The following is a 23138-nucleotide window of genomic DNA, read 5'->3' on the forward strand; positions in this document are numbered from 1 at the left end:
AAGATAGAAAGGAGTGCAATAAGTAAAAGGAGGAATAACAGTATGGATGTAAAACGTGTGAAACAGATATTATCTTCTTCAAGTAGAATTGATGTTACATATGAGGGAGTACCAGTATGGATTGAGAGCTGTGACGAGCAGAGGGGAATTGCTCAAGTGTATGATGTATCTAATCCTGAAGAAAGTGTTCACGTGGATGTGACGGCTTTAGAAGAGAAGTAATAGAAAAGACGCTTCTAATTTTAGAAGCGTCTTTTTGTTATTCCATCATATGTGCAATTTTCTTAGAGAACATAAGAAGTACTAATCCTAGCACGATTACGATAATACCGATACTTGCGAATACTTCTAAATATCCTAAAGATTGAGTGAAAGCAGCTAATTGTCCTGCTAATAAGTTTGCACATCCAGTACCAGCTAACCATACACCCATTAATAAAGAAGCTAATTTAACAGGAGCGATTGCACTTACCATAGATAATCCAATCGGTGATAAGAATAATTCACCAATTGTATGGAACATGTAAGTGAAAACAATGAACAGTAAGTTTGCTTTCATTGTAATATGACTTTCATCGCTACCAGTTTTTAAAACAGCTAAAGTTAGAACTAAATATCCAACCCCTAGTAAAATCATACCTAATGCCATTTTTGTTGGGATTTTTAAATCACCATTTTTTGTTTTTGAAAGCTTAATCCATAATGCAGAAACAGGTAATGCTAATAAGATAATGAATAATGGGTTTACAGATTGGAACCAAGGTGTTGGAATTGTAAATCCACCAATTGTACGATCTACGAATTTATCTGTATAAAGTGTTAAAGAACTACCTGCTTGTTCAAATCCTGCCCAGAAGAATACAACGAAACAAGTTAAAATTAAAATTGCAACTGTACGTTTTTTCTCTTGTGTTGTTAAAGGCTTTTTCTCAATTACTTTTGCATTTTTTTCTTTAGATTGTTTTCCGACAACAGTTGTTCCGATAGATCCTAAGTAACGAGGTGCTAATAAATTAAATGCAATCTGACCAATGATCATACCGATACAAGCTGTTAAGAATCCATATTTATAATCTGCGAAATAACCGCAAATGAATGGAGCAACAAAAGCTCCTAAGTTAATTCCCATGTAGAAGATAGTGAAAGCACTATCACGACGAGAATCGTTGTCGCTATATAATTGACCTAATAAAGTCGAAATGTTTGGTTTGAAGAATCCGTTACCAATAACTAATAATCCTAATCCTAAGAATAGTCCAGTTTTAGTGTTCATTGAAAATAGTACAAAGTTACCAAGTGCCATAATGATACCGCCAATAGTAATGGCATGTCGTTTCGTAATGAAATGGTCAGTTAACCAACCACCGATAATCGGTGTGAAGTATACAAACATTGTGAAAAGACCGTAAATCTGTACAGCAGCTGCTTTATCAAAGCCTAAACCGCCGCTTACTAAGCTCGTTGTTAAATAAAGAACTAATAAGCCACGCATTCCGTAATAACTAAATCTTTCCCATGCCTCTGTAAAGAACAACAAATATAATCCTGGTGGATGTTTTTTTGGTGATTGTTGCTCTCCAGCTTTGTCTAATTTTAAAGCTGCATCCATTTTTGTTTCCCCCTAATCCTGTATAACGGATATTTATGTAATCATTTTAATTTACAAAATATTTAGAAGTCAATAGAATTATATGGAAATAGAAAGAAAATTTCTGAAATAATTCATTTTTTCTTCAACCGTTATTGTATTTTTCCCTGAAAACTATATAATAAGCGTTTTCAAATGTAGTATTTGAATTCTAAAAGAAAATAAAATAGTGATTAATCAGAAAATTTAGATTAAAACATCTATTCTGATATAAAGAAAATACATTTTATTTACTTTTATAATATAACATATTGGGAATAAAAATACAAAATGAAATAATGTGACATTTCAGTGAAAGAAAAACAACTAGCCCCAAGAAGAGGGGGCTAGTTAGAGAATGTTATTTAATAAAGCGTTTTTTAATGTAACCGAGTAGTAAGTTCGCAGCGATTAATTATTAATAGAAGGAAATGAAAGTAATTCTCATTATCATTGACAACGAGAATTAAGTTGAAATACACTAAAAACGTATCATTATATTGAAGGAAAAGCACTGCATATTATAAAAAGTGAAGCAAAATGGATTGGTTTATTTTTTTGAATCATTGCAGTTTGTATTTGTATTTTTGTAAGTATTATTTTAATGGTGCTAATGAACAGATTATTATTCAAAATGTGCGTCTGCCAAGGCGTTTAAGTGTGGCTATAGATTGAGTACTTGTCGTGGATTTAATTGGACATACATTCTTTACGTTACTACAAATTCCAGCAGGTGTATTTACATCAGCGATTGGTGCGCAGTATTTTATTTACTTTATAAAAATGGGAATTCATAAAGGGAGATGAATATGCAAAAAGCATTGGAGACGAAACGCTTGACACTGTCTTATGGCGAAACAATTATTATTGATGAGTTGAATTTAGAAATTCCAAAAGGGGAAATTACAATCTTTATCGGTTCTAACGGTTGTGGAAAATCAACTTTATTACGTTCACTAGCTAGATTATTAAAGCCAACAACCGGTGACATTTTGTTAGATAATCAAGCGATTCAAAGTATGCAAACGAAGCAAATTGCTCGTCAAATGGCAATCTTACCGCAAGGGCCACAAGCGCCCGAAGGACTTACAGTATTGCAACTTGTAAAGCAAGGGCGATATCCATATCAAACTTGGTTAAAGCAATGGTCAGAAAAAGATGAGGAAATGGTACAGAAGGCACTTGCAGCAACAGGTATGACAGAATTTGCTGAGCGTGATGTTCATGCTCTTTCAGGTGGGCAACGTCAACGCGCTTGGATTGCAATGACTCTGGCACAAGATACCGATATTATTTTATTGGATGAGCCGACTACATATTTAGATATGACTCACCAAATTGAAGTGTTGGATTTATTATTTGAATTAAACGAAACAGAGCAAAGAACGATTGTTATGGTATTGCACGATTTGAATTTGGCATGTCGTTATGCAGATAACATTGTAGCCATTCAAGATAAACAAATATATGCGCAAGGTAAACCAGAAGAAGTTGTTGATCAGAAGTTGGTTCGTGATGTATTCCGTATGGAGTGTCAAATAAGCACTGATCCGTTATTTGGGACACCACTCTGTATCCCGCATGGAAGAGGAAGACGTATAGTTAAAGAAGCTGTTCAGGCGATGAGATAACGAAAAAACGATGAATGACTCATCGTTTTTTTATTTTTTACAAGAAAATAATAGAAAGAGGGGAATACGTAAGCGGCGTTCGTATTCTTCTTTACTCTGAAAACAGTTTCGATTTGGTGAAGCTTCTTTTAAGTTTGTAATTGTAAATCCTGCTTTTTGTAATAACGTGAAATATTGTTCAGTTGTACGATGATATTTAATAACTTCTTGATCAATCCACGGCTCAACTCGTTTCCCTGTTTTAAAATAGTCATCGACGAGCCAGCTAGTTCTTTTACCACTCGTTCGCAAACTTTCAAATGAAGATGTAATAACAGGGTGTTGAACGCTAAAGGTAAAAGTTCCATTTGGTTTTAAAGTTTGGTATACATTTTGAAAAATAATATCAAGATGTTCAATGTAATGGAAAGCGAGTCTAGATGTTACTAAATCAAAAGTAGAAGGAGGGTATGTGTAGTCTTTGAGGTTTAAAAAATGAACGGTGCCATTTTTATTTTCTAGTTGTTTTCTAGCCTTTTCATACATAAGTTGAGAGCCTTCAATACCGGTGTAAGATTGGCAGCCATTCTCTAATAACTCGACACCGAATTTAGCGTCACCACAGCCTAAATCGAGAGTTTGTTTTCCTTGTACATTACCAATGAGCTGAAAGAATACTGGTTTTTCAATAGATTCATTGGGGCTATTTTCTCGGTATCTTCGTTTCATATATTGCTCAAAAAATGCTTCGTTATTATATACATCAGATTCTGTAAATGCCATGTTTGAAACCCTCCTAAATATTTTTTTTATTCTATCAAATATGAAAAGTAAATGATAGATTTCTTGTAACGAATCATATATAATCTAAAATTGTAAGCGGTTTCTTTAAACTATTTTTCTATAATAAATTCTGAAAACGTGTTAAGCTAGTAGAGGGATTATTAGAACTATTAAGACAATAATTCGCTTACATGAACGATGGGAGGCTTCACGATGTCTAGTAAAACACTTGCAAAATTTTTAGAAGAAAATTTAGAGGATTTGAAATCAAAGGGGCTTTATAACGTAATTGATCCGCTTGAAAGTCCAAATGGACCAATCATTACAATTGGCGGAAAAGAATATATTAACTTATCTTCAAACAACTATCTTGGATTAGCGACTGATAATCGTTTACAAGAAGCAGCAATTGGTGCAATTCATAAGTATGGCGTTGGAGCAGGAGCTGTTCGTACAATTAACGGTACTTTAGATTTGCATATTAAATTGGAAGAAACAATTGCAAAGTTTAAACATACAGAAGCAGCGATTGCTTATCAATCAGGATTTAATTGTAATATGGCAGCGATTTCAGCTGTTATGGATAAAAATGATGCGATTCTTTCAGATGAATTAAACCACGCATCTATTATTGATGGTAGTCGTCTATCAAGAGCGAAAATCATCGTTTATAAGCATTCTGATATGGAAGATTTACGTAAAAAAGCAATCGAGGCAAAAGAATCAGGTCTTTACAATAAATTAATGGTTATTACAGATGGTGTCTTCTCAATGGATGGAGATATTGCGAAATTACCAGAAATTGTTGAAATTGCAGAAGAGCTGGATTTAATGACATATGTAGATGATGCACACGGTTCAGGTGTACTTGGTAAAGGTGCAGGCACTGTAAAACATTTCGGCCTTTCTGATAAAGTTGATTTCCAAATTGGTACATTATCAAAAGCAATTGGGGTAATTGGTGGATATGTAGCAGGGAAACAAAACTTAATTGACTGGTTAAAAGTACGTTCACGTCCATTCTTATTCTCGACAGCTTTAACACCAGCTGATGCAGCTGCTTGTATGAGATCAATTGAAATCTTAATGGAAAGCACAGAGTTGCACGATCGTTTATGGGAAAATGGTCGCTATTTAAAACAAGGGTTAAAAGAACTTGGCTTTAACATTGGAGAAAGCGAAACACCAATTACACCTTGTATTATTGGTGACGAAGTATTAACACAAGAATTTAGTAAACGTCTAAATGAAGAAGGCGTATACGCAAAATCTATCGTGTTCCCAACTGTAGCAAAAGGAACAGGACGCGTTCGTAATATGCCTACAGCAGCCCATACGAAAGAAATGTTAGATGAAGCAATTCGTAAGTATGAAAAAGTAGGGAAAGAAATGGGAATCATTTAAGTAACGGCATCTTTTGAATAGCTTGCAAATGAGGAGTGGGGAAAATGAAAAAAATTCTAGTAACCGGTTCTTTAGGGCAAATTGGTTCTGAACTTGTAATGAAACTTCGTGATGTATACGGTGCATCAAATGTTATTGCAACAGATATTCGTGAAACAGATAGCGATGTAGTAAAGTCAGGTCCATTTGAAACGTTAGATGTAACAGATGGACAAAAATTACATGATATTGCAAAGCGTAATGAAGTGGATACAGTTATTCATTTAGCGGCTTTACTTTCAGCAACAGCAGAAAAAAATCCGTTATTTGCTTGGAATTTAAATATGGGCGGACTTGTAAATGCATTAGAAGCAGCACGTGAATTAAACTGTAAGTTTTTCACGCCAAGTTCTATCGGTGCATTCGGTCCATCAACGCCAAAAGATAATACACCACAAGATACAATTCAGCGTCCTACTACGATGTATGGGGTAAACAAAGTAGCAGGAGAATTACTATGTGATTATTATCATCAAAAGTTTGGCGTTGATACGCGCGGCGTACGTTTCCCAGGTTTAATTTCTTATGTAGCTCCTCCAGGTGGCGGAACGACTGATTATGCAGTTGAAATTTATTATGAGGCGATTAAAAAAGGTGCATACACCTCATACATTGCTGAAGGAACGTACATGGATATGATGTATATGCCGGATGCTTTGCAAGCGATCATTTCATTAATGGAAGCTGATCCAAGTAAACTAGTGCATAGAAATGCGTTCAACATTACAGCAATGAGCTTTGAGCCAGAGCAAATCGCGGCATCAATTCGTAAACACATTCCGAGCTTTACAATGGACTACGCTGTAGATCCAGCTCGTCAAACAATCGCTGATAGCTGGCCAAATTCTATTGATGCAACAGCAGCAATGAAAGAGTGGGGCTTTAAAGCAGAATACGATTTAGACAAAATGACAACTGATATGTTGGCGAAGTTAAAAAAAAAGCTCACAGCTGAGTTAGTGATGAATTAATAGGAAGAGCCGATTCTTAGGAATTGGCTCTTCGTTCTTTTTGAGAGGAGAGAAAAGAGCAACATGCAAAGAGTTGATGTCGTATATGCACTAATACATGACGAAAAAAGAGATAAAATATTAATGGTACATAATGTAGAACAAAATGTTTGGTCACTACCAGGTGGTGCTGTTGAAAAAGGTGAAACGTTAGAGCAAGCACTAGTAAGAGAAGTGAAAGAAGAGACAGGATTAACAGTTGAGCCAGGAGGACTTGTTGCGATCAATGAGAAGTTCTTTGAAGAATCGGGGAATCATGCACTATTTTTTACATTCAGAGCGAAAGTGATAACAGGTGAACTTGGTGCAGAAGATGAAGGAGAAATTTCAGCAATTGAGTGGGTGGATAGAAAAATCGCGAATGAGCGATTCCCATACTATGATGGAGGATTCGAATCATTAGTAGAAGTAGCCATTCCATACAAGTTTCAACCAGAAACAAAGTAAGTGAACGAAAAAACAGGAGCCACCAGGCTCCTGTTTTCTATTCAATCGTCTTCAGTAATAGCTTTTTCAATAATGGTTTAATCTTCAGGCGTAAATCTTCAGCATGATTTGCAACTAAGAAGTGATGGTTATAAATGTTTTTCATCAATTGATACGTTGCTTCTTTCGCTTCGCCTTCTTCGATGAATATGCCGATTACTTCCATTCCACTTTTACGAGCGAGTTTGACAGCTTCATGTGTATCTAAAATTCCGTCTTGTTGATAGTCTAGTGCAGAAGGTTCACCATCTGTAAAGACAAGTAAGAATTTATGCTTTTCTGGTCTCTTCGCAAGCTTTTCAGAAACGATACGAATAATATACCCGTCACGGTTATCTTCTTCTTCACGAAGCTGCATAATTTCTGGACCGACGTTTGGTAACGTTGAGTTTTTATACGTCACAACCTCATGGATAACGTTCGGTTTATCTTCAGGTTTAGCACTAGAAGCATCTTCCCAAAATCCGCTAATAGCGTGCGGGATTTTTAAAGATTTTAAAGCTTCATGGAATAGTACAACACTCTTTTTCGTTTCTTCCATTTTGTTATACATAGAGCCAGAGCAGTCAACTAATAGTTGGAATGCAACGTCAAGTTCTTGAGATTCTTGTCCCTTTTTATAAAACATGCGTGGTTGTTTTTCTGTATAAATACGAAGGAATTTTTTACGAAGTCTTCCGTAATATTTATCACTATTTGCATTCGTTTTATTTTCAATTGTTTTTTCGATAATTTTCTTTAATTCTTTTACATCTTTATTAACAACTGATTTGATGGCTTGATAATCTTTTTTCTCGTCAGGGTTTGGTTTACGTGCTTCTTTAAATGTATGAGAAGCTCCCACATTATATTTGCCGTATACGCCTTCGTTCTGACTAGAAGCGTGAGATGCTCTTGCTTCTTCTGTATCAGCACCATCGAAGTTAGATTGCGTACTTTTTTGAGAAGTACCTTGTACAGAACCAAGTGCTTGATCACCATCTTCTGATTCGCGAGCCGTATCACCCATCATGTTTGTTTTTGTGCCGCTTTCTAATTCGAAGCGTAAAAAGTTCTCGTTTTCGTTATTTTTATTTTCACGATGCCATGTGGAGAAGCTTTCATCCATTTTGTTTTTATTATCGTCATCATCTATGAGCTGCGTATCATCATTTGCTAATTCTTCGACGCGGCAGTTCTTTTCATCTGCAATAACAGATAAATAAAGCGGAGCATGTCCGAAATAGTTGTTAATCATATCAGTTTCAAGAAGACTTTCTAGGCGATAACGAATTTTTTCAACAATATACATAATATCTTCCGTATTACGAGTTTGGAATGTTTCATGTAAAATCGTTTCAATTTGCTCAAAATATTCATTATTAAACATTTCATATTTATCGCTCGTTAATGAAAGATAGCATAGACAAAATAGACGATCACCGTGATAGTTACGAACGCGATTTATTTCATTTTGTGAGCCAAAGTAATTGCGGTACATTTCTTTTCGGCGCTTAAAAATATGCTTTGTGCCAGGACGTAAACTTTTGACGATTTCCTCGACACGTAAATCTTCTAATAGAACAAATAATTGTGTTAAAAACTTTTTTAGAGGAGATTCTTGTAATTCGATTGCGTAAGAGCGAATTAAAGTCATGTCCGAGTAATGTTTATTGCCAAGTGCTTTTAAAAACACTTCGCTTTTTAATCCGATTACTGTATCCTCTTCTTTTCGATCATCCCAAAAGTGACTAATGACAACCTTTTTTTCAATTTCGTCGTAGTATGCTTTGTAGCCATACTCAAGATAGGCATCGTCTTCTTTTAGAAGGGCATACATTAAGTTTTCCATTTGCAAAAACAGCGACGCATCAATTTTTTTGTCACTAAAAATTTGTCTCATGAATTATCCCTCAAAGAAATAACTTTCTGCTAATTCACGGACAGTCATTTGTTCTGTTTCATCATTTAATTTTGCGATAATGCTACGTTCAATTGCACGCATAATAGGAATATATACACCTAGATCACATGCGTCGATAATACCACGAATACTCGCTGCTTCTTCACTTACACGTCCATCACGAGCTAAAGGCATAAGGTCGCTTGCAAATGCAACGAACTTTTCAATTGTTGCAGTATCTTTTAATTTTGATTCTGCTAATAATAGTTCTTTTAATGTCTCACCTTGAATGTAAGGAACTTCAATAATAACGAAACGGTTTTTTAATGCTTCGTTTAGCTCACTTGTCCCAACGTAACCTTCATTAATCGCAGCGATTACACGATACTCGTCATCACCGTATACAACTTCTTGTGTAAATGGATTTGTAATCATTTTACGGTAATCTAACGCACCGTGAAGAAGTGGCAATGTTTCAGGTTTTGCCATATTGATTTCATCAATATATAGGAAATGACCGTTCTTCATAGCTTTCATAAGAGGGCCGTTAACGAATGTAACTTCAGATGCGCCGTCTTTTGTTTGTAATGTGTTGTATCCTAAAATACCTTCTACATCTAAGTCAACAGAACAGTTAATGCTATGCATTGGTTTTTGGAATAAAGAAGAAAGAGTTTCCGCTAGTACTGTTTTACCACTACCAGTTGGTCCTTTTAATAGAATATTTTTACCAAGAAGAAGTGCTGTAATTGCATCTTCAATGATGCTGTTATCAGATGCTTTATATATTTTACTTCCAATTAAATGTGCATTTTCGCCAGCTTCTTGTTTGTTCTTTTCGTGAATTGCTGAAAGCTGTTGTTTTAAATCAGCATGTATATGAAATTGTTCTAACATGTATTTCCCACCTAACATTATTTTCATAAAGTAATACACCTTATGATAACTTGTTTTAATATGGTATGCAAAGAAAAGGAGAGAGGGGAAATGTAAAAGAAAAAGCAATCAATATTATATTGATTGCTTATAGTAAAGGAGAAATGAGTCGCATGAAAGACTCTAATATTCGTTTTTTGATACTTCTTTTTTGGAACGAGTTCCATTTAATTTCAGTGGAATGCTTAAAGTCTTCTTCAAAATCGTGCTTAATATCATGAACGGTTTCTGATTCATAAAGTACACTAATAATTTCATAATTTAATTCAAAGCTACGTACATCCATATTTGCTGTTCCAATTGTTGCGATCTTATCATCAACGAGTACAATTTTCGCATGCATAAAACCATCTTTATAACTGTAAATGGAAGCACCAGCTTTTAAAAGTGGAGTGAAATAGGATTGAGATGCTTGATCACTAATAATGCTATCACTTTTACCTGGATATAAAATGCGTACATCTATGCCGGATATTGCACTTAAGCGTAATAATGTTAAAGTTTCTTGATCTGGAATAAAGTATGGTGTAGCGATCCAAATAGATTTTTTGGCAGAGCCCATAACAGCTAGTAATGTATTACGAATACTTTTATCATCGGAGCTTGGTCCACTTGCTACAATTTGAACAGCACCTTCTGCATTCGAAATTTCTTTACCAGGGAAGTATTGTCTATTCATAAATTGATCCCAAGAATACGTATTCAAACCACTAGAGGCATAAAGCCAATCTTCTAGAAAGATTGCTTGTAATTTATATAATGCTTTTCCTTCTATTTTTAAATGACTATCACGCCAAACGGGAAATTTTTTTGAACGGCCGAGATATTCGTCACCGACGTTGAGTCCTCCAGTAAACCCAATTTCTCCATCTACAATAACAATTTTACGATGGTTACGATAATTGACCGTTTCAAGTAACCAAGCTGAAAAAATAGGGTCAAATTCTACAATTTCAATTCCAGCTTCTTTCATAGGCTGTAAAAATCGTCTTCTTAACGTGTTACTTCCGAGTCCATCATAAAGGAAGCGTACAATAACCCCAGATTTTGCTTTTTTTATTAAAGCATCTCGAACTTTTGTGCCGATTTCATCGGATTTATAAATATAGTATTGAATATGTATATGATGTTTTGCATGCTCGATGGCTTGTAGAATTTCTGAAAATGTTTGATCTCCGTTTGTTAAAAGTTTTGTAGTCGTTCTATCTGCGGCAGGACCGCCTCCGAATTTTTGTACGACTTCTGTTAAATGTGTAGAACGCTCACTTAATGGAACTGTGAGTGATAATTCTAGTCGTCTTCCTTCTAAAATTTCACGGAATAATTTTCTTTGTTCTTCTGAACGATGGAGATGTTTTTTTCTTCTCCAACGGCTACGCCCGAAAACGGAGTATAAAAGCACACCTACAAAAGGGAGAAGTACTAATACTAAAAACCATGCTAAGGTGCTTTGAGGAGACCTGTTTTCGATAAAAATAACGAATGAAATTCCTATGATTGTGATGGACCACAGAGCACCGACAAATGTATATACCGAAATATACGATGTATTTATCAAGAAAAGAACGATAGATACGACTGTAAATATTAATAATAATTGAACGATAGGTTTCTTCATTTCTATAAAATTCCTCTAATCTTTCTGAAATATAGACTTCTTATATAAAAGGTGTAATCCGACATTCTTATTATAAAGTGTTTTGTTTTTTTTACAAAATATAGACATTTTCCCCATGCTTTCCGCATTTGTCCTACATACAGTATATTGTTACGTTTTTATATAGAAAAGGGGATGAATAAAGTTTACAGCCGTCCAGTTGGAGGCTTCGGACATGGCAGATATGGCCATCCATATTATTCAGATACTCCATATTATACGGATTATCAACAGTATCCTTACTATTCATACAGCACATATTAAAGTAGGGAAATTGAAAAGGAGAGGAAGCAAAATGAACTATATAGGAAATGATGGCGGATATTATCGTAATCACCATGGGGGTGGAGGGCATCATCCTCATCATGGCGGACATAATTATCACGGAGGACACAACCATTATGATCACCACCATCATCACGGTGGTGGATGGGGCTGGGGTGGCGGCTCGTGGGGAGGAGGAGGATTTTTTCCAGGAAGTTTTGCAGGTGGAGTATTAGGAGGGCTTACGGCTGGAGCATTAACAAGTACAGCTAGTGGTGGATATTATCCAGCGCCATATCCGGTAACTTATCCTGCACCGTACCCAACACCATATCCAGCTTATCAGCAAACATCGTACCCGCATTATTAGACTAAAAAAGAGGATATCCTCTTTTTTAGTTTAATAATGTATTTATTTAAAAAAACTTCCAAAAATAAGCTGGAAATATGTTAATATTTTATTATTGTAATTAAAAAATAAATACCGATATAAATCCACACACATAATATTTATAAATGAATATATTTTTATGTTTTAATATTAATTCTGCTATTTGTAGGTAGTTAGATTTATACCTCAATGATTCATGAAAGCATAGGGTTAGGTGATAGGCAGCTAATAAGTAGTAGGGAACGGAAAGTGGTAGGGGTTAAATTTTTACTTTATAAATGAATAGAATGTAAGAAGAATATTGTATAATAAGGTCTGATAATCAGAGAGGAAAGAACTCTCTAATATAATTAAAATAGCACTATATTGCTTTTTCTTATAAATAATATTATGTTATTTTAATCGGCCTATTTTAAAAAAATTGTGATTAATGCAAAGGCATATTAGTTAGAAAATGAAATATCTCTATTTCTATGAAGAGAAACAAGTTGTGTTTTAGCCAGATAGGAAGCAAGGAGAGGTGCGCATGCTAGAACAAAGAGGTCATGCATTATATGACTCTTCATTGCGAGATTTAAAATTAGCATTAGATGAGTCTTCAATTGTTGCTATTACAGATCGAAATGGTCTTATTACATATGTAAATGATAAATTTTGTAAAATCTCAAAATATAAAAGAGAAGAGTTAATCGGAAAAGATCATCGCATTTTGAATTCGGGATACCATCCGAAAGCATTTTTTAAAAATTTATGGAAACGTATTTTGAGTGGAAAAGTCTGGACAGGTGAAATTCGAAATCAAGCAAAAGATGGTACATATTATTGGGTTAAAACAACAATTGTTCCATTTTTAAATGAAACAGGAGAACCTTATCAATTTATTGCAATTCGAAATGATATTAGTAGTAGGAAAGCGACGGAACAACGTTTAAGATTAAGTGAAAGCCGTTATAGGGAACTTGCTTATCATGATGCTTTAACGAGTTTACCAAATCGTTTGCAGTTAATAACGACTGTAAATGAGATGATTGCAGAGAAGCAAGAGTTTGGCATGATTTACTTTGATTTAGATCGTTTTAAATTAGTAAATGATACGTTAGGTCATATGATAGGAGATTTACTTTTAAGTGAGGTGGCCTCACGGTTACATTATGTGCTAGGAGAGAAAGATGTTCTAGCTAGGCTTGGTGGAGACGAATTTGTTCTACTAACAAAAAATCATACACAAGATGAGATGAGGCAATTAGCGACATCCGTATTGTCGTGCTTCCAAGCACCATTTATGCTTGAAGGTCATGAAGTATATATTTCTGCTAGCTTAGGACTATGCTCATATCCACAAGATGGAAAAGATGTTGAAGCTTTATTGAAAAATTCGGATTTAGCCATGTATAGTGCAAAGGAGCAAGGAAGAAATGCAGCGTGCTTCTTTACAGATGAATTACGTGCGAAAATAAATCGTAGAATGAAAATAGAGTTTGCTTTGCAAAAAGCAATTCGTGACGAAGAATTAAAAGTGGTATTACAGCCAATTATTGATTTGAAAACAAAGAAATGTACTGGTGTTGAGGCTTTAGTACGTTGTACGACAGAAGAAGGTCCTATTTCACCAAGTGAATTTATCCCTGTAGCTGAAGAGTGTGGGCTTATTATAAAACTAGGAGACTGGGTATTAGAAAAGTCATGTCGATTGTTTAAAACATTACCAGAGTATCAAGAAGGGCTGAGATTATCCGTTAATTTATCAATACAGCAATTGATGCAAAAGCGTTTTATTTTATCTGTTCGTAGTATATTAAAGCGAACTGGATTTCCACCGAATCGTTTAATATTAGAAATAACAGAAAGTATAGCTGTACGCCATTTTGATTATATTATCGCTACATTACAAGAATTAAGAAGTATGGGAGTTTTAATCGCCTTAGACGATTTCGGAACAGGCTATTCTTCATTATATTATTTAAAACAACTCCCACTTGATATTGTAAAAATCGATCGTAATTTTATTCGGGAGTTTCATTATGATCACGCACAACCAGAGAGAACGATTGTGAAATCCGTTACTGAAATTGCTCATAGTTTAAATTTAGCAGTAGTTGCTGAAGGGGTAGAAACGGTAGAACAAGAAAGTTTATTGAAATCAATGGGTTGTGATTATGTACAGGGGTTTTATTATGCAAAACCTTTAACGGTAGGAGAGCTAAAAGAAAAGTTAATAAACGATTTTTAATAAAAAAAGAGAAGCGGAAAGCTTCTCTTTTTTATTAGTTTTTTTGTGGATTTTTCATTAAAACTGGATAAAGAATAAGACCTACTACAAACAAACCAATTCCTAAGAAGAATGTTTTTAAATCAGCAGTGCCTGTTTTAATCACCCAAATGGAATATAAAAATGCTAATGCAGTAATGATTCCATCTTTTACTCGAGATCCAGGCATTATGTCATACGTTTCTCCCGTAATAACTAATTTTAATTGGTACAAGGTAGAAACAAGGTACGGAATTAAATATGCTAATGTCGCTACAACAATAGCGAAATTATATGCTTCTGAAACAGTACCAGAAATTGTTGAAAACAAGAAAATTTGTGTCATCACATTTGTAATAAATAATGATTTTGAAGGACTTCCTTTTTTATTCGTTTTTCCGAAAACCTTAGGGAAAAGTCCGTTTTTTGCTGCTTGGTAAGGCACTTCTGAGCTAACAACGATCCAGCCTACAGTAGATCCAAATAAAGATACGAGCGCAAGTAGTGCCATTATATAAGCACCTTTAGTACCAATCGCTAAATTTAATGCATCTACTAATGGCTTTTGAGACTCTTTTAAAGCATCTTGTGGAAGAGCACCCATTGTCAGTAAAGTAATTGCCATGTAAATAAGAAGAGCGATAATTAATCCGAAAATCGTAGCTTTCTTAACATCGCGCTGAGATTTTGCTCGGTTAGAAAGCATAACGGCTGACTCAATGCCGATAAAGGCCCAAAGTGTTGCAATAGCAGCTGAATTGATTTGTCCACCTAACGAAATGGATTGCCCTGCTTCATTCATAAATGTTTGACCGTCTCCGAAATTAGAGGCATTAAAAATGAATAATGTGATCACAATAAACATTGTAAATCCGATAATTTTTGCAATGGTAGCAAGAAGGTTCATATTTCCAGCTCGATCAATATTTTGAGAAAGAATATATTGAATTCCCCATAACATAAGGCTACATACTAGGAAAGTTAACCCTTTTCCTAGTTCTAGTGAAAATCCATTTATTGAAAAGAGAATTTGCTTACTTTGTAAAACGGGAAAGAATGTTGATAAATATCCTGCGAAGGAAATAATTACAGATGCTGTAGCAGCCCAGTTAGCAGCCCAGTATCCCCAAGCCATACTATATCCTGCAACTTTACCTGCCTTTTGAGAAGGAAACATTGCTTGAGCATAACTTTGTGGCCCGGCTTTTAATTCTGGCTTGCGAATTGCTAAATTTCCGAATACGAGTGCAATCATAAATACACCAAGTCCTGTAATACACCAAGCAAGTGTAGAGCCCATTGGACCTGATACTTGTGCTAAGTTTGCTGGAAGCATAAATACGCCACCGCCAACCATATTCCCGATAACAAAAGCTGTTAAAATCCATAATCCCCATTTTTTCGTTTCCATTTTTGTTAACTCCTTTGTAGTAAGTTTTGCTTAAACATCATTTTTTACTAGCTTTTTATGCAATAAAAAAAGAGCCATGTAGATAAAAAATACCTACATGGCTCTTTGCCAAAGCGTAGGTACAATGGGAATAACCCTTGTACCTACGCGTAATTTTTCCGCTAGGTTTCAAGGGTTAAGTATGATGATGATGTTTTTGTGCAAATGTAACTACAGTTGTATAAGTAAGCATAGTTCTTTGCTCCCTTTCTCCTCTGATTTTGAAGTTAGTATACTACATGTTTTTTTGAATGAAAAGAAAAATATAAAAAAAATTATAAAAATACGTTTTAGAGACTAAATATTTATCTATATTTTTCTTGTACTGGAAAATAAGTGAGAGATTGGCAGAAGAGTGTAGCATGGTATAATACATATAGAATTAGAAGGTGACAAGGGGTTATTGTAGATGATGAGTAAGTATGAACAAATTTATACAGAAATCAGCAAGTCTATTGATAATAAACAATTAAAAGAAGGATGCAAAATTCCATCAGAAACAGAATTAATGAAGCAGTATGAGGCAAGTCGAGGTACTGTAAGAAAAGCTGTAGATTTATTGCAAGAGCGTGGATATGTTCAAAAAATACATGGAAAAGGTGTTTTTGTTTTAAAGCGAAAAAATATTGAATTTAACTTTGGAGGCATTATAAGTTTTCAAGAAGAAAACGAGCGTTTAGGCCGTCATTGTATTACAGATGTCGTGGAAATAGAGAAAATGAAAGCGAAGAAAGATGTAGCAAAGTTATTAAACGTGAAAGAAAACACAGAAATAGATCATATTAAACGCGTGCGAAATATTGACGGAGAAAAAGTAATTTTAGATATAAACCATTTTGTATCTGAATATATTCCAGGATTAACGAGAGAAATTGCAACGGAATCGATTTATAAATACATTGAGAAAGAATTAGGACTACATATTAGTTATTCACAGAGGGTAATTGAAGTACAGCCATGTACAGATAATGACCGAAAGTATTTAGATTTAAATGGAACAGACTATGTTGTCGTTGTAAAAAACTTTACGCATTTGTACGATGGGAGTCAATTCGAATATACGGAATCACGTCACCGTTTAGATATCTTTCACTTTTCGGATGTGGCGCGAAGAAAATAAAGAGATGGAACGAATAACGTTTCATCTCTTTTTTTATAAAAAAATAACCAACTCGTATATACGAGTGTTGACTAACTTATATATACGAGTTAATATGTAATTGTAAACGGTATCAAAAAAAGAAAAGAGGGACGGGAATATGGGGAAAGACTATCGTAAAACAGCAGAAGAAGTGCTGCAGTATATTGGAGGGAAAGACAATATTGAACAAGCTGCGCACTGTGTAACGAGGCTCCGTATAGCTTTAAAGGATGAAAGTAAAATAGATAATGATAAATTGCAGTCTGTTTCATTAGTGAAGGGAGCGTTTCATAACGCTGGGGTATTTCAAATTGTAATTGGCCCAGGAGACGTAGATCGTATTTACGCTGAATTGATAACGCTTGCAGGTATGAAAGAATCGACAGTAGCTGATGTAAAAGATTCAGGGGATAAAAAATTAAATCCAGTTCAAAAGTTTGTAAAAGTATTTTCAGATGTATTTATGCCAATTTTACCAGCGATTATTACGGCAGGTTTACTAATGGGGATTAATAACCTGTTAGGAGCGAAGGACTTATTCTTTGATGGGAAAAATTTATTAGATGTTTATCCGAACTTAAGTGGACTTTGGGATTTAATTAATATGATGGCCAATACTGCATTCGTATTCTTACCAGCACTTGTCGGTTGGTCAGCGACGAAGCGTTTTGGTGGTAGTCCGATATTAGGAATTGTTATGGGATTAATGCTTGTGCATCCGGATTTATTAAATGCTTGGAATTATGGAAAAGCAGCAGCAGGATTAGATGGTCAAAAAATTGAGTACTTCAATATTTTGGGGTTATTCCAAATTGAGAAAGTAGGATATCAAGGTCAAATTTTACCGATTTTAGTAGCGGCATTCGTATTAAGTAAAGTAGAAATCTTTTTAAAGAAACATGTACCAAACGCAATTCAATTATTAGTTGTACCAATTACAACAATCGTTGTAACAGGTGTATTAGCATTAGGAATTATTGGTCCAGTTACACGTCATATTGGAGATTTATTAACAGCTGGATTAGTAGGGGTATATGAAACAGTGCCAGTAGTTGGAGCAGTATTATTTGGAGCATTATATGCACCGTTAGTAATTACAGGTATGCATCATATGTTTATTGCAATTGATTTACAATTAATTGCGCAGCATGGCGGTACGTTTATTTGGCCGATGATTGCTCTTTCTAACATTGCACAAGGTAGTGCGGCACTGGCAATGTTCTGGATTTCTAAAAATCAAAATGATAAAAGCATGGCATCGACATCAGCAATTTCAGCGTACTTCGGTATTACAGAGCCAGCGATGTTCGGTGTGAATTTACGAAATAAATTCCCGTTCTATGCAGCGATTATTGGTTCTGCTATAGCGGCGATATTCATTACATTAAATGGCGTATTAGCACCGGCTATCGGAATTGGCGGATTGCCAGCATTTATTTCTATCATTCCGAAATCGATTCCAATGTTTATTTTAGGAATGATTATAGCAGTGGTAATTCCATTTACGCTAACATGGCTATTTGCGAAACGAGTAAAACAGAAGTAGGAGGAAGTTAAGCATGAAGGATTGGCATAAAAGTGTAGTCTATCAAATTTATCCGAAGAGCTTTAATAGTTACTACAATAAAGGAACGGGCGATATAAAAGGAGTTACAGAGAAACTAGATTATTTGAAAGAACTCGGAGTAGATTATATTTGGTTAACACCGATATACCAGTCGCCACAAAACGATAATGGTTATGATGTCAGTGATTATTATCGTATAGACCCGTCTTACGGAACGATGGAAGAGTTTGAAGCGCTTTTAGAAGAAGCGAAAGCACGTAATATGGAGATTATGCTCGATATTGTTGTAAACCATAGTTCGACAGAGCATAAGTGGTTTAAAGAAGCGAAGGAAGATAAAAATAGTCCGTATCGTAATTATTATATTTGGCGTGATGAAAAGAATAATTGGCAGTCTAAATTTGGCGGATCTGCTTGGAAATATGATGAAAAGACAGAGCAATACTTTTTACATCTATTTGATGAAACGCAAGCGGATTTAAATTGGGAAAATGAAAGGCTTCGTGAAGAAGTGTACGATATGATGCGCTTTTGGCTAGATAAAGGTGTAAAAGGATTCCGCCTTGATGTTATTAATTTAATTTCAAAGGATCAAAGGTTTTTAAGTGATGAAGGAAGTACGGCTACAAGTGATGGGCGTAAATATTATACGGATGGCCCACGCGTTCATGAATATTTACAAGAGATGAACCGAAATGTGTTTGAAGGAAAAGATGTTATTACAGTTGGGGAAATGTCATCTACGACAATTGATAATTGCATTAAATATTCAAACCCTGGTCGTAATGAACTAAGCATGACGTTTAGTTTCCACCATTTAAAAGTAGATTATCCGAATGGTGATAAGTGGACGAAAGCTGATTTTGATTTTATTAAATTAAAAGAAATTATGTCTAATTGGCAAATTGAAATGCAAAAGGGCGGAGGATGGAATGCGTTATTCTGGTGTAATCATGACCAGCCGCGCATTGTGTCACGCTTTGGGGATGATGGGAAGTACCGAAATGAATCTGCTAAAATGTTAGCGACAGCTATGCATATGTTGCAAGGAACGCCTTATATTTATCAAGGGGAAGAAATTGGTATGACGAACCCTAACTTCCGTTCTATTGAGCAATATCGTGATGTAGAATCGTTAAATATATATGATATAAAACAGGAAGAAGGCTTATTAAAAGAAGAGATTATAGAGATTTTAAAACAAAAATCTCGTGATAACTCACGTACTCCGATGCAGTGGAATGAAGAGGTGAATAGCGGTTTCACAACGAATACACCGTGGATTTCCGTAGCTGAAAATTATAAAGAAATTAATGTGGAAAACGCATTAAATGATAAAGAATCTGTATTTTATCATTATAAAAAGTTAATTGAACTTCGAAAAACATATGATGTAATTACAGAAGGGAAATATGATGTTTTAGATAAGAATCACCCTAAGATTTGGGCATATACACGCACTGTGAATAATGAATTATTACTTGTTATAAATAACTTCTATGGAGAAGAAATAACATATTCTGCACCAGTGAATGTTCAATTGGATGGAATGAAACAAGAAGTATTATTATCCAATTATGGAGACTCAAGCAAGGAGATAAAAAATCTCGTGCTGAGACCGTATGAGTCAATTGTATATCGATATACGAAATAAAAGGTTGTATGCCCGCGCGGCATACAACCTTTTACTTTAAGACACCACTATACAAAATATTCACTTCTACTTCGGGTTTAAACTTCACTTTTGCATAATCCTTGTTCCCATTTTTCCGGTTAATAACACGAATAAAACAGCTTGTTTCAGAGGTAAATGTCCAGTTAGTTTGTCTTTATTAAATAAAGCTAATCTTGCCTCTCTTAATGGTTCTTGATCTCAACAGCCAGAAAGGAGTGAACTAACACATAAGATTGCACTTAATTTAATTATTTTTTTGTGCATATTGTGCCTCTTTCTTATTTCTGAGTAAGGAATAAAGAAGAAATAAAAAAGGTAAGATTACTATAAAAATATAGGTGAATTTATCAGTAAATTGTGCAAGTCCTTTTAATTCTTCAGGTGTATCAATAAATAAGGAAATACTAAATGAAATGAGCGCAACAATGGGAACAGCCTTTTTATGATTAGCGAGATTGAATATATGTCTAATACCTATAGAAGCAGCGTAGTAATAACTAGCAATAGAAGCTACAACAGTTATCATCCAAATTGGAATGAAAATCAAATCAGTCCGGTCTATAATCCCGATGTGTAAGGAGCGTAGTAAGTAAGCGACAGGCTCTGGAATAATCTCAACTTGCTTTGAGCTAAATACGATAAAACAGATCCAAACGGTAAAAGCATAAAAGATTGTAACAAAACCATTAGCAATAGAAATGGCTTTTAGTCTTGCTGCAGGATTTCCATTTACTTTTGGGTAAGCGATAAGAATAATTTCAAACCCATACATTGCTGTAATTGTTTCTTTGGATGCTTGAATAATATTCCACCATCCAGCCTCTGTAATTGGAAAAATATAAGAAAAATCAGCTCGCGTGAGTCCTAGGGCAATTAAAAGGGCCATTGGAATAATGAGAATAGAGGCCATGACATAAAATCGTACGATGACTTTAAACGTGTTATAAGCGACATAACAACAAGCTATTGTACATAATATGAGAATTGCAGACCAAGGAGTTGCTTGCAAAACCCATACTTTAATGACGTTACAAGCTTTTAGCATAACGGTCATACCGATAAGGGTAAAATAAAAAACATAAGAAAATCCTAATAGTTTCCCCAATTTATTACCAAACATCATAGAAGCAATTTCATATATATCTGCATTAGGAAATCTTCTTAATAAAAACCACATAAGTAAAATGATAAGTTGAATTGCCAGCCCAGCTATAAGTGTAGAAATCCATCCGCCACCTTTAGCGATAGGGTGAAGCCGATTTGGTAGAGAGAGAGTATACCTACCCCGATTTGGCATTGAATAACGAAAAAGGTAAATTGAACAAGCGCAATTTTACTTTGCGTGTTTGTCACCATCCTCATCCTCTCTCGTTACATGTTGTCGTTGCATTTTTTTCGGTTTTGGATCATGTGGTCGTTCCCAAAATGACCAAATTGGAAGTCTTACAAAAGAATCTTTCATATCTTTTATACGCATTGGTGCAAGAGGAGAAAGATATGGTGTATGAAAAGAATGAAGCTGACATAAGTGAACGAAAGTTATAATTAGGCCAAATGAAATCCCTACATATCCGAATAGGGCAGCAAGGATCATTAATGGAAAACGAAGAATCCGAACCGCTGAACTCATATCGTTTGATGGCACGAGAAAAGAAGCGATTGCAGTTAAAGCTACAACGATAATCATTGTGTAAGAAACGAGTCCAGCTTTTACGATCGCATCACCAATTACTAAACCTCCTACAATACCGATTGTTTGTCCAACCCGGCTCGGCAGACGAATACCAGCTTCTCGTAATAATTCGAAAATCAATTCCATTAAGAGTGCCTCAAAAATCGGAGGGAGTGGTACTTTTTCTAATGAAGCTTTAATTGTATAAACGAGTTCGAGTGGTAATACATCAGGATGAAAGGCGACAGTTGCGATATATATAGCTGGTAAGAGAAAAGCGATTAAGAAACTTACTAAGCGAATCATTCGTACGAAAGAGCCGACAATCCAGCGATTATTATAGTCATCAGGTGATTGATAAAAAGCAAATAATGTAATCGGAACGATAAGTGCTGTTGGATCTCCATCTGATAAAATAGCAACTCGTCCCTCCATTAAATTAGCAGCAGTTCTATCTGGACGCTCTGTATTTAATTGTTGCGGAAATGGTGAGAAAGACGTATCCTCTATAAATTCTTGTATGTATCCTGGAGGCATTAGTGCATCGGTCTTAATCATTTCTAATCTTCTTTTCACTTCTGTGACGAGGTCATCATTAGCTAAATTTTGAATATAAGTTATTGCCACTTTCGTGTGCATCTCTTCACCGATTGTAAAATACTTAACAACTAAATTCGGACTCTTAATGAGTTTACGAATAGAGGCTAAATTAGTTGCTAAATCTTCTACAAAACCAGTATGTGGACCGCGCACAATCCCTTCATTATCAGGCTCTGTTATATCTCTCTTTAAAGATAAAGCTGTTTCAAAAATACAAAAGTTTTCGACATGCTCATGGAAATATAAAGATTTACCTTGTAATAAAAGTTGCGCACCATAATTTAGATTCGTTTCTTTTTTCATATTCAATGTAGAAAAAGCTTTATCTAGTGACAGCTCAGATCGAGTTAATAGTGGCTCAAGAGCTAATTGGTGAATTAAATTTGGATCTGCTAAAGATTCGATATATAAGATTGTTCCTTTTCCATTTTGAAAGGGAACATCTAATTTTTTTATATCATCAGAATGGCAGAGTTTGTTTTCGATGTAATTAATGTTTTCCGAAAGTGATGGAAACATATGCTTTTGATTCTTGCTCTTTTGCTGTTCTTCTTGTTGTGTCATAATTTCCACCTCTTTTAGAATAAAATTACTTCTGTTAATTTTTGCTTTTTGTGAGAAATTTATGCTTGGAGTATTTGAAAAAAGTAGCTTGAAAGTTACGTTACGTCATCTTTTATACTAAAGAAAATAGAA

At 34.9% G+C, this 23138-nt stretch carries 19 protein-coding genes and 1 pseudogene; 12 read left to right on the forward strand and 8 right to left on the reverse strand.

The window, feature by feature from the left end; all coding sequences use genetic code 11:
• The first annotated feature begins 42 nt into the window (after window positions 1–42).
• Complete coding sequence (locus VK90_RS04390) at window positions 43–222, forward strand: acid-soluble spore protein H (protein ID WP_025149782.1); 180 nt, start codon at window positions 43–45, stop codon at window positions 220–222.
• A gap of 37 nt (window positions 223–259) precedes the next feature.
• Here VK90_RS04390 and VK90_RS04395 read toward each other — a convergent pair whose 3' ends face one another.
• Window positions 260–1609: a peptide MFS transporter gene (locus tag VK90_RS04395; RefSeq protein ID WP_048370705.1), complete on the reverse strand. Its 1350-nt coding sequence runs from the start codon at window positions 1607–1609 to the stop codon at window positions 260–262.
• A 702-nt stretch (window positions 1610–2311) separates the two neighbouring features.
• Between VK90_RS04395 and VK90_RS30495 the strand changes: the two genes are divergently transcribed.
• Window positions 2312–2434, forward strand: coding sequence for a hypothetical protein (locus tag VK90_RS30495; RefSeq protein ID WP_269431809.1), 123 nt, complete (start codon window positions 2312–2314; stop codon window positions 2432–2434).
• Window positions 2435–2436: 2 nt separating this feature from the next.
• Entirely contained in the window at window positions 2437–3258 is an 822-nt protein-coding gene (locus VK90_RS04400; RefSeq protein WP_048370707.1) for an ABC transporter ATP-binding protein, read from the forward strand.
• Window positions 3259–3288: 30 nt separating this feature from the next.
• Here the strand turns inward: VK90_RS04400 and VK90_RS04405 are convergent, their stop codons facing one another.
• Entirely contained in the window at window positions 3289–4020 is a 732-nt protein-coding gene (locus VK90_RS04405; protein ID WP_048370710.1) for a class I SAM-dependent methyltransferase, read from the reverse strand.
• Between the two features lie 213 nt (window positions 4021–4233).
• Between VK90_RS04405 and VK90_RS04410 the strand changes: the two genes are divergently transcribed.
• The 3 genes from VK90_RS04410 (at window position 4234) to VK90_RS04420 (ending at window position 6920) form a co-directional block, all read left to right on the forward strand.
• On the forward strand, window positions 4234–5424 hold the full coding sequence (locus VK90_RS04410) for a glycine C-acetyltransferase (RefSeq protein ID WP_002174837.1): 1191 nt from the start codon (window positions 4234–4236) through the stop codon (window positions 5422–5424).
• A gap of 44 nt (window positions 5425–5468) precedes the next feature.
• Entirely contained in the window at window positions 5469–6434 is a 966-nt protein-coding gene (locus VK90_RS04415) for an L-threonine 3-dehydrogenase (protein WP_002174838.1), read from the forward strand.
• A 63-nt stretch (window positions 6435–6497) separates the two neighbouring features.
• Window positions 6498–6920 carry an NUDIX hydrolase gene (locus VK90_RS04420; RefSeq protein ID WP_048370712.1) on the forward strand — a complete coding sequence of 141 codons (423 nt, stop codon included), beginning with the start codon at window positions 6498–6500 and terminating at the stop codon, window positions 6918–6920.
• A gap of 37 nt (window positions 6921–6957) precedes the next feature.
• Here the strand turns inward: VK90_RS04420 and VK90_RS04425 are convergent, their stop codons facing one another.
• The 3 genes from VK90_RS04425 to VK90_RS04435 form a co-directional block, all read right to left on the reverse strand.
• On the reverse strand, window positions 6958–8841 hold the full coding sequence (locus VK90_RS04425) for a vWA domain-containing protein (protein WP_002174840.1): 1884 nt from the start codon (window positions 8839–8841) through the stop codon (window positions 6958–6960).
• A 3-nt stretch (window positions 8842–8844) separates the two neighbouring features.
• Complete coding sequence (locus VK90_RS04430; RefSeq protein WP_048370714.1) at window positions 8845–9738, reverse strand: ATP-binding protein; 894 nt, start codon at window positions 9736–9738, stop codon at window positions 8845–8847.
• A gap of 127 nt (window positions 9739–9865) precedes the next feature.
• On the reverse strand, window positions 9866–11395 hold the full coding sequence (locus VK90_RS04435) for a cardiolipin synthase (protein WP_048370716.1): 1530 nt from the start codon (window positions 11393–11395) through the stop codon (window positions 9866–9868).
• Between the two features lie 174 nt (window positions 11396–11569).
• On the opposite strand from VK90_RS04435, the gene VK90_RS31045 reads away from it, so the two are divergent.
• The 3 genes from VK90_RS31045 (at window position 11570) to VK90_RS04445 (ending at window position 14319) form a co-directional block, all read left to right on the forward strand.
• Window positions 11570–11698: a hypothetical protein gene (locus tag VK90_RS31045; RefSeq protein ID WP_269431811.1), complete on the forward strand. Its 129-nt coding sequence runs from the start codon at window positions 11570–11572 to the stop codon at window positions 11696–11698.
• A 31-nt stretch (window positions 11699–11729) separates the two neighbouring features.
• A complete protein-coding gene (locus VK90_RS04440; protein ID WP_048370842.1) occupies window positions 11730–12068 on the forward strand; it encodes a hypothetical protein in 339 nt (112 codons plus the stop codon).
• Between the two features lie 547 nt (window positions 12069–12615).
• Window positions 12616–14319, forward strand: a complete 1704-nt coding sequence (locus tag VK90_RS04445) for a putative bifunctional diguanylate cyclase/phosphodiesterase (RefSeq protein WP_048370718.1) — start codon at window positions 12616–12618, stop codon at window positions 14317–14319.
• 34 nt (window positions 14320–14353) lie between these two features.
• Here VK90_RS04445 and VK90_RS04450 read toward each other — a convergent pair whose 3' ends face one another.
• Window positions 14354–15748: an amino acid permease gene (locus VK90_RS04450; RefSeq protein WP_048370720.1), complete on the reverse strand. Its 1395-nt coding sequence runs from the start codon at window positions 15746–15748 to the stop codon at window positions 14354–14356.
• Window positions 15749–16196: 448 nt separating this feature from the next.
• Between VK90_RS04450 and treR the strand changes: the two genes are divergently transcribed.
• From treR to treC, 3 genes are all read left to right on the forward strand, one after another.
• Window positions 16197–16907: a trehalose operon repressor gene (gene treR / locus VK90_RS04455; protein ID WP_048370721.1), complete on the forward strand. Its 711-nt coding sequence runs from the start codon at window positions 16197–16199 to the stop codon at window positions 16905–16907.
• 139 nt (window positions 16908–17046) lie between these two features.
• Window positions 17047–18474: a PTS system trehalose-specific EIIBC component gene (gene treP / locus VK90_RS04460; RefSeq protein ID WP_048370723.1), complete on the forward strand. Its 1428-nt coding sequence runs from the start codon at window positions 17047–17049 to the stop codon at window positions 18472–18474.
• Between the two features lie 13 nt (window positions 18475–18487).
• Window positions 18488–20149: an alpha,alpha-phosphotrehalase gene (gene treC / locus VK90_RS04465; protein WP_048370725.1), complete on the forward strand. Its 1662-nt coding sequence runs from the start codon at window positions 18488–18490 to the stop codon at window positions 20147–20149.
• Between the two features lie 265 nt (window positions 20150–20414).
• On the opposite strand, the pseudogene VK90_RS04470 reads toward treC, so the two are convergent.
• Window positions 20415–21523: pseudogene (locus tag VK90_RS04470) on the reverse strand (GerAB/ArcD/ProY family transporter).
• Window positions 21504–23006, reverse strand: coding sequence for a spore germination protein GerKA (gerKA, locus tag VK90_RS04475; protein ID WP_048370727.1), 1503 nt, complete (start codon window positions 23004–23006; stop codon window positions 21504–21506). The pseudogene VK90_RS04470 and the gene gerKA overlap by 20 nt, the downstream one beginning before the upstream one ends.
• Between the last annotated feature and the right edge of the window lie 132 nt (window positions 23007–23138).

It is taken from the genome of Bacillus sp. LK2, from assembly GCF_001043575.1.
Taxonomy (GTDB): domain Bacteria; phylum Bacillota; class Bacilli; order Bacillales; family Bacillaceae_G; genus Bacillus_A; species Bacillus_A paramycoides.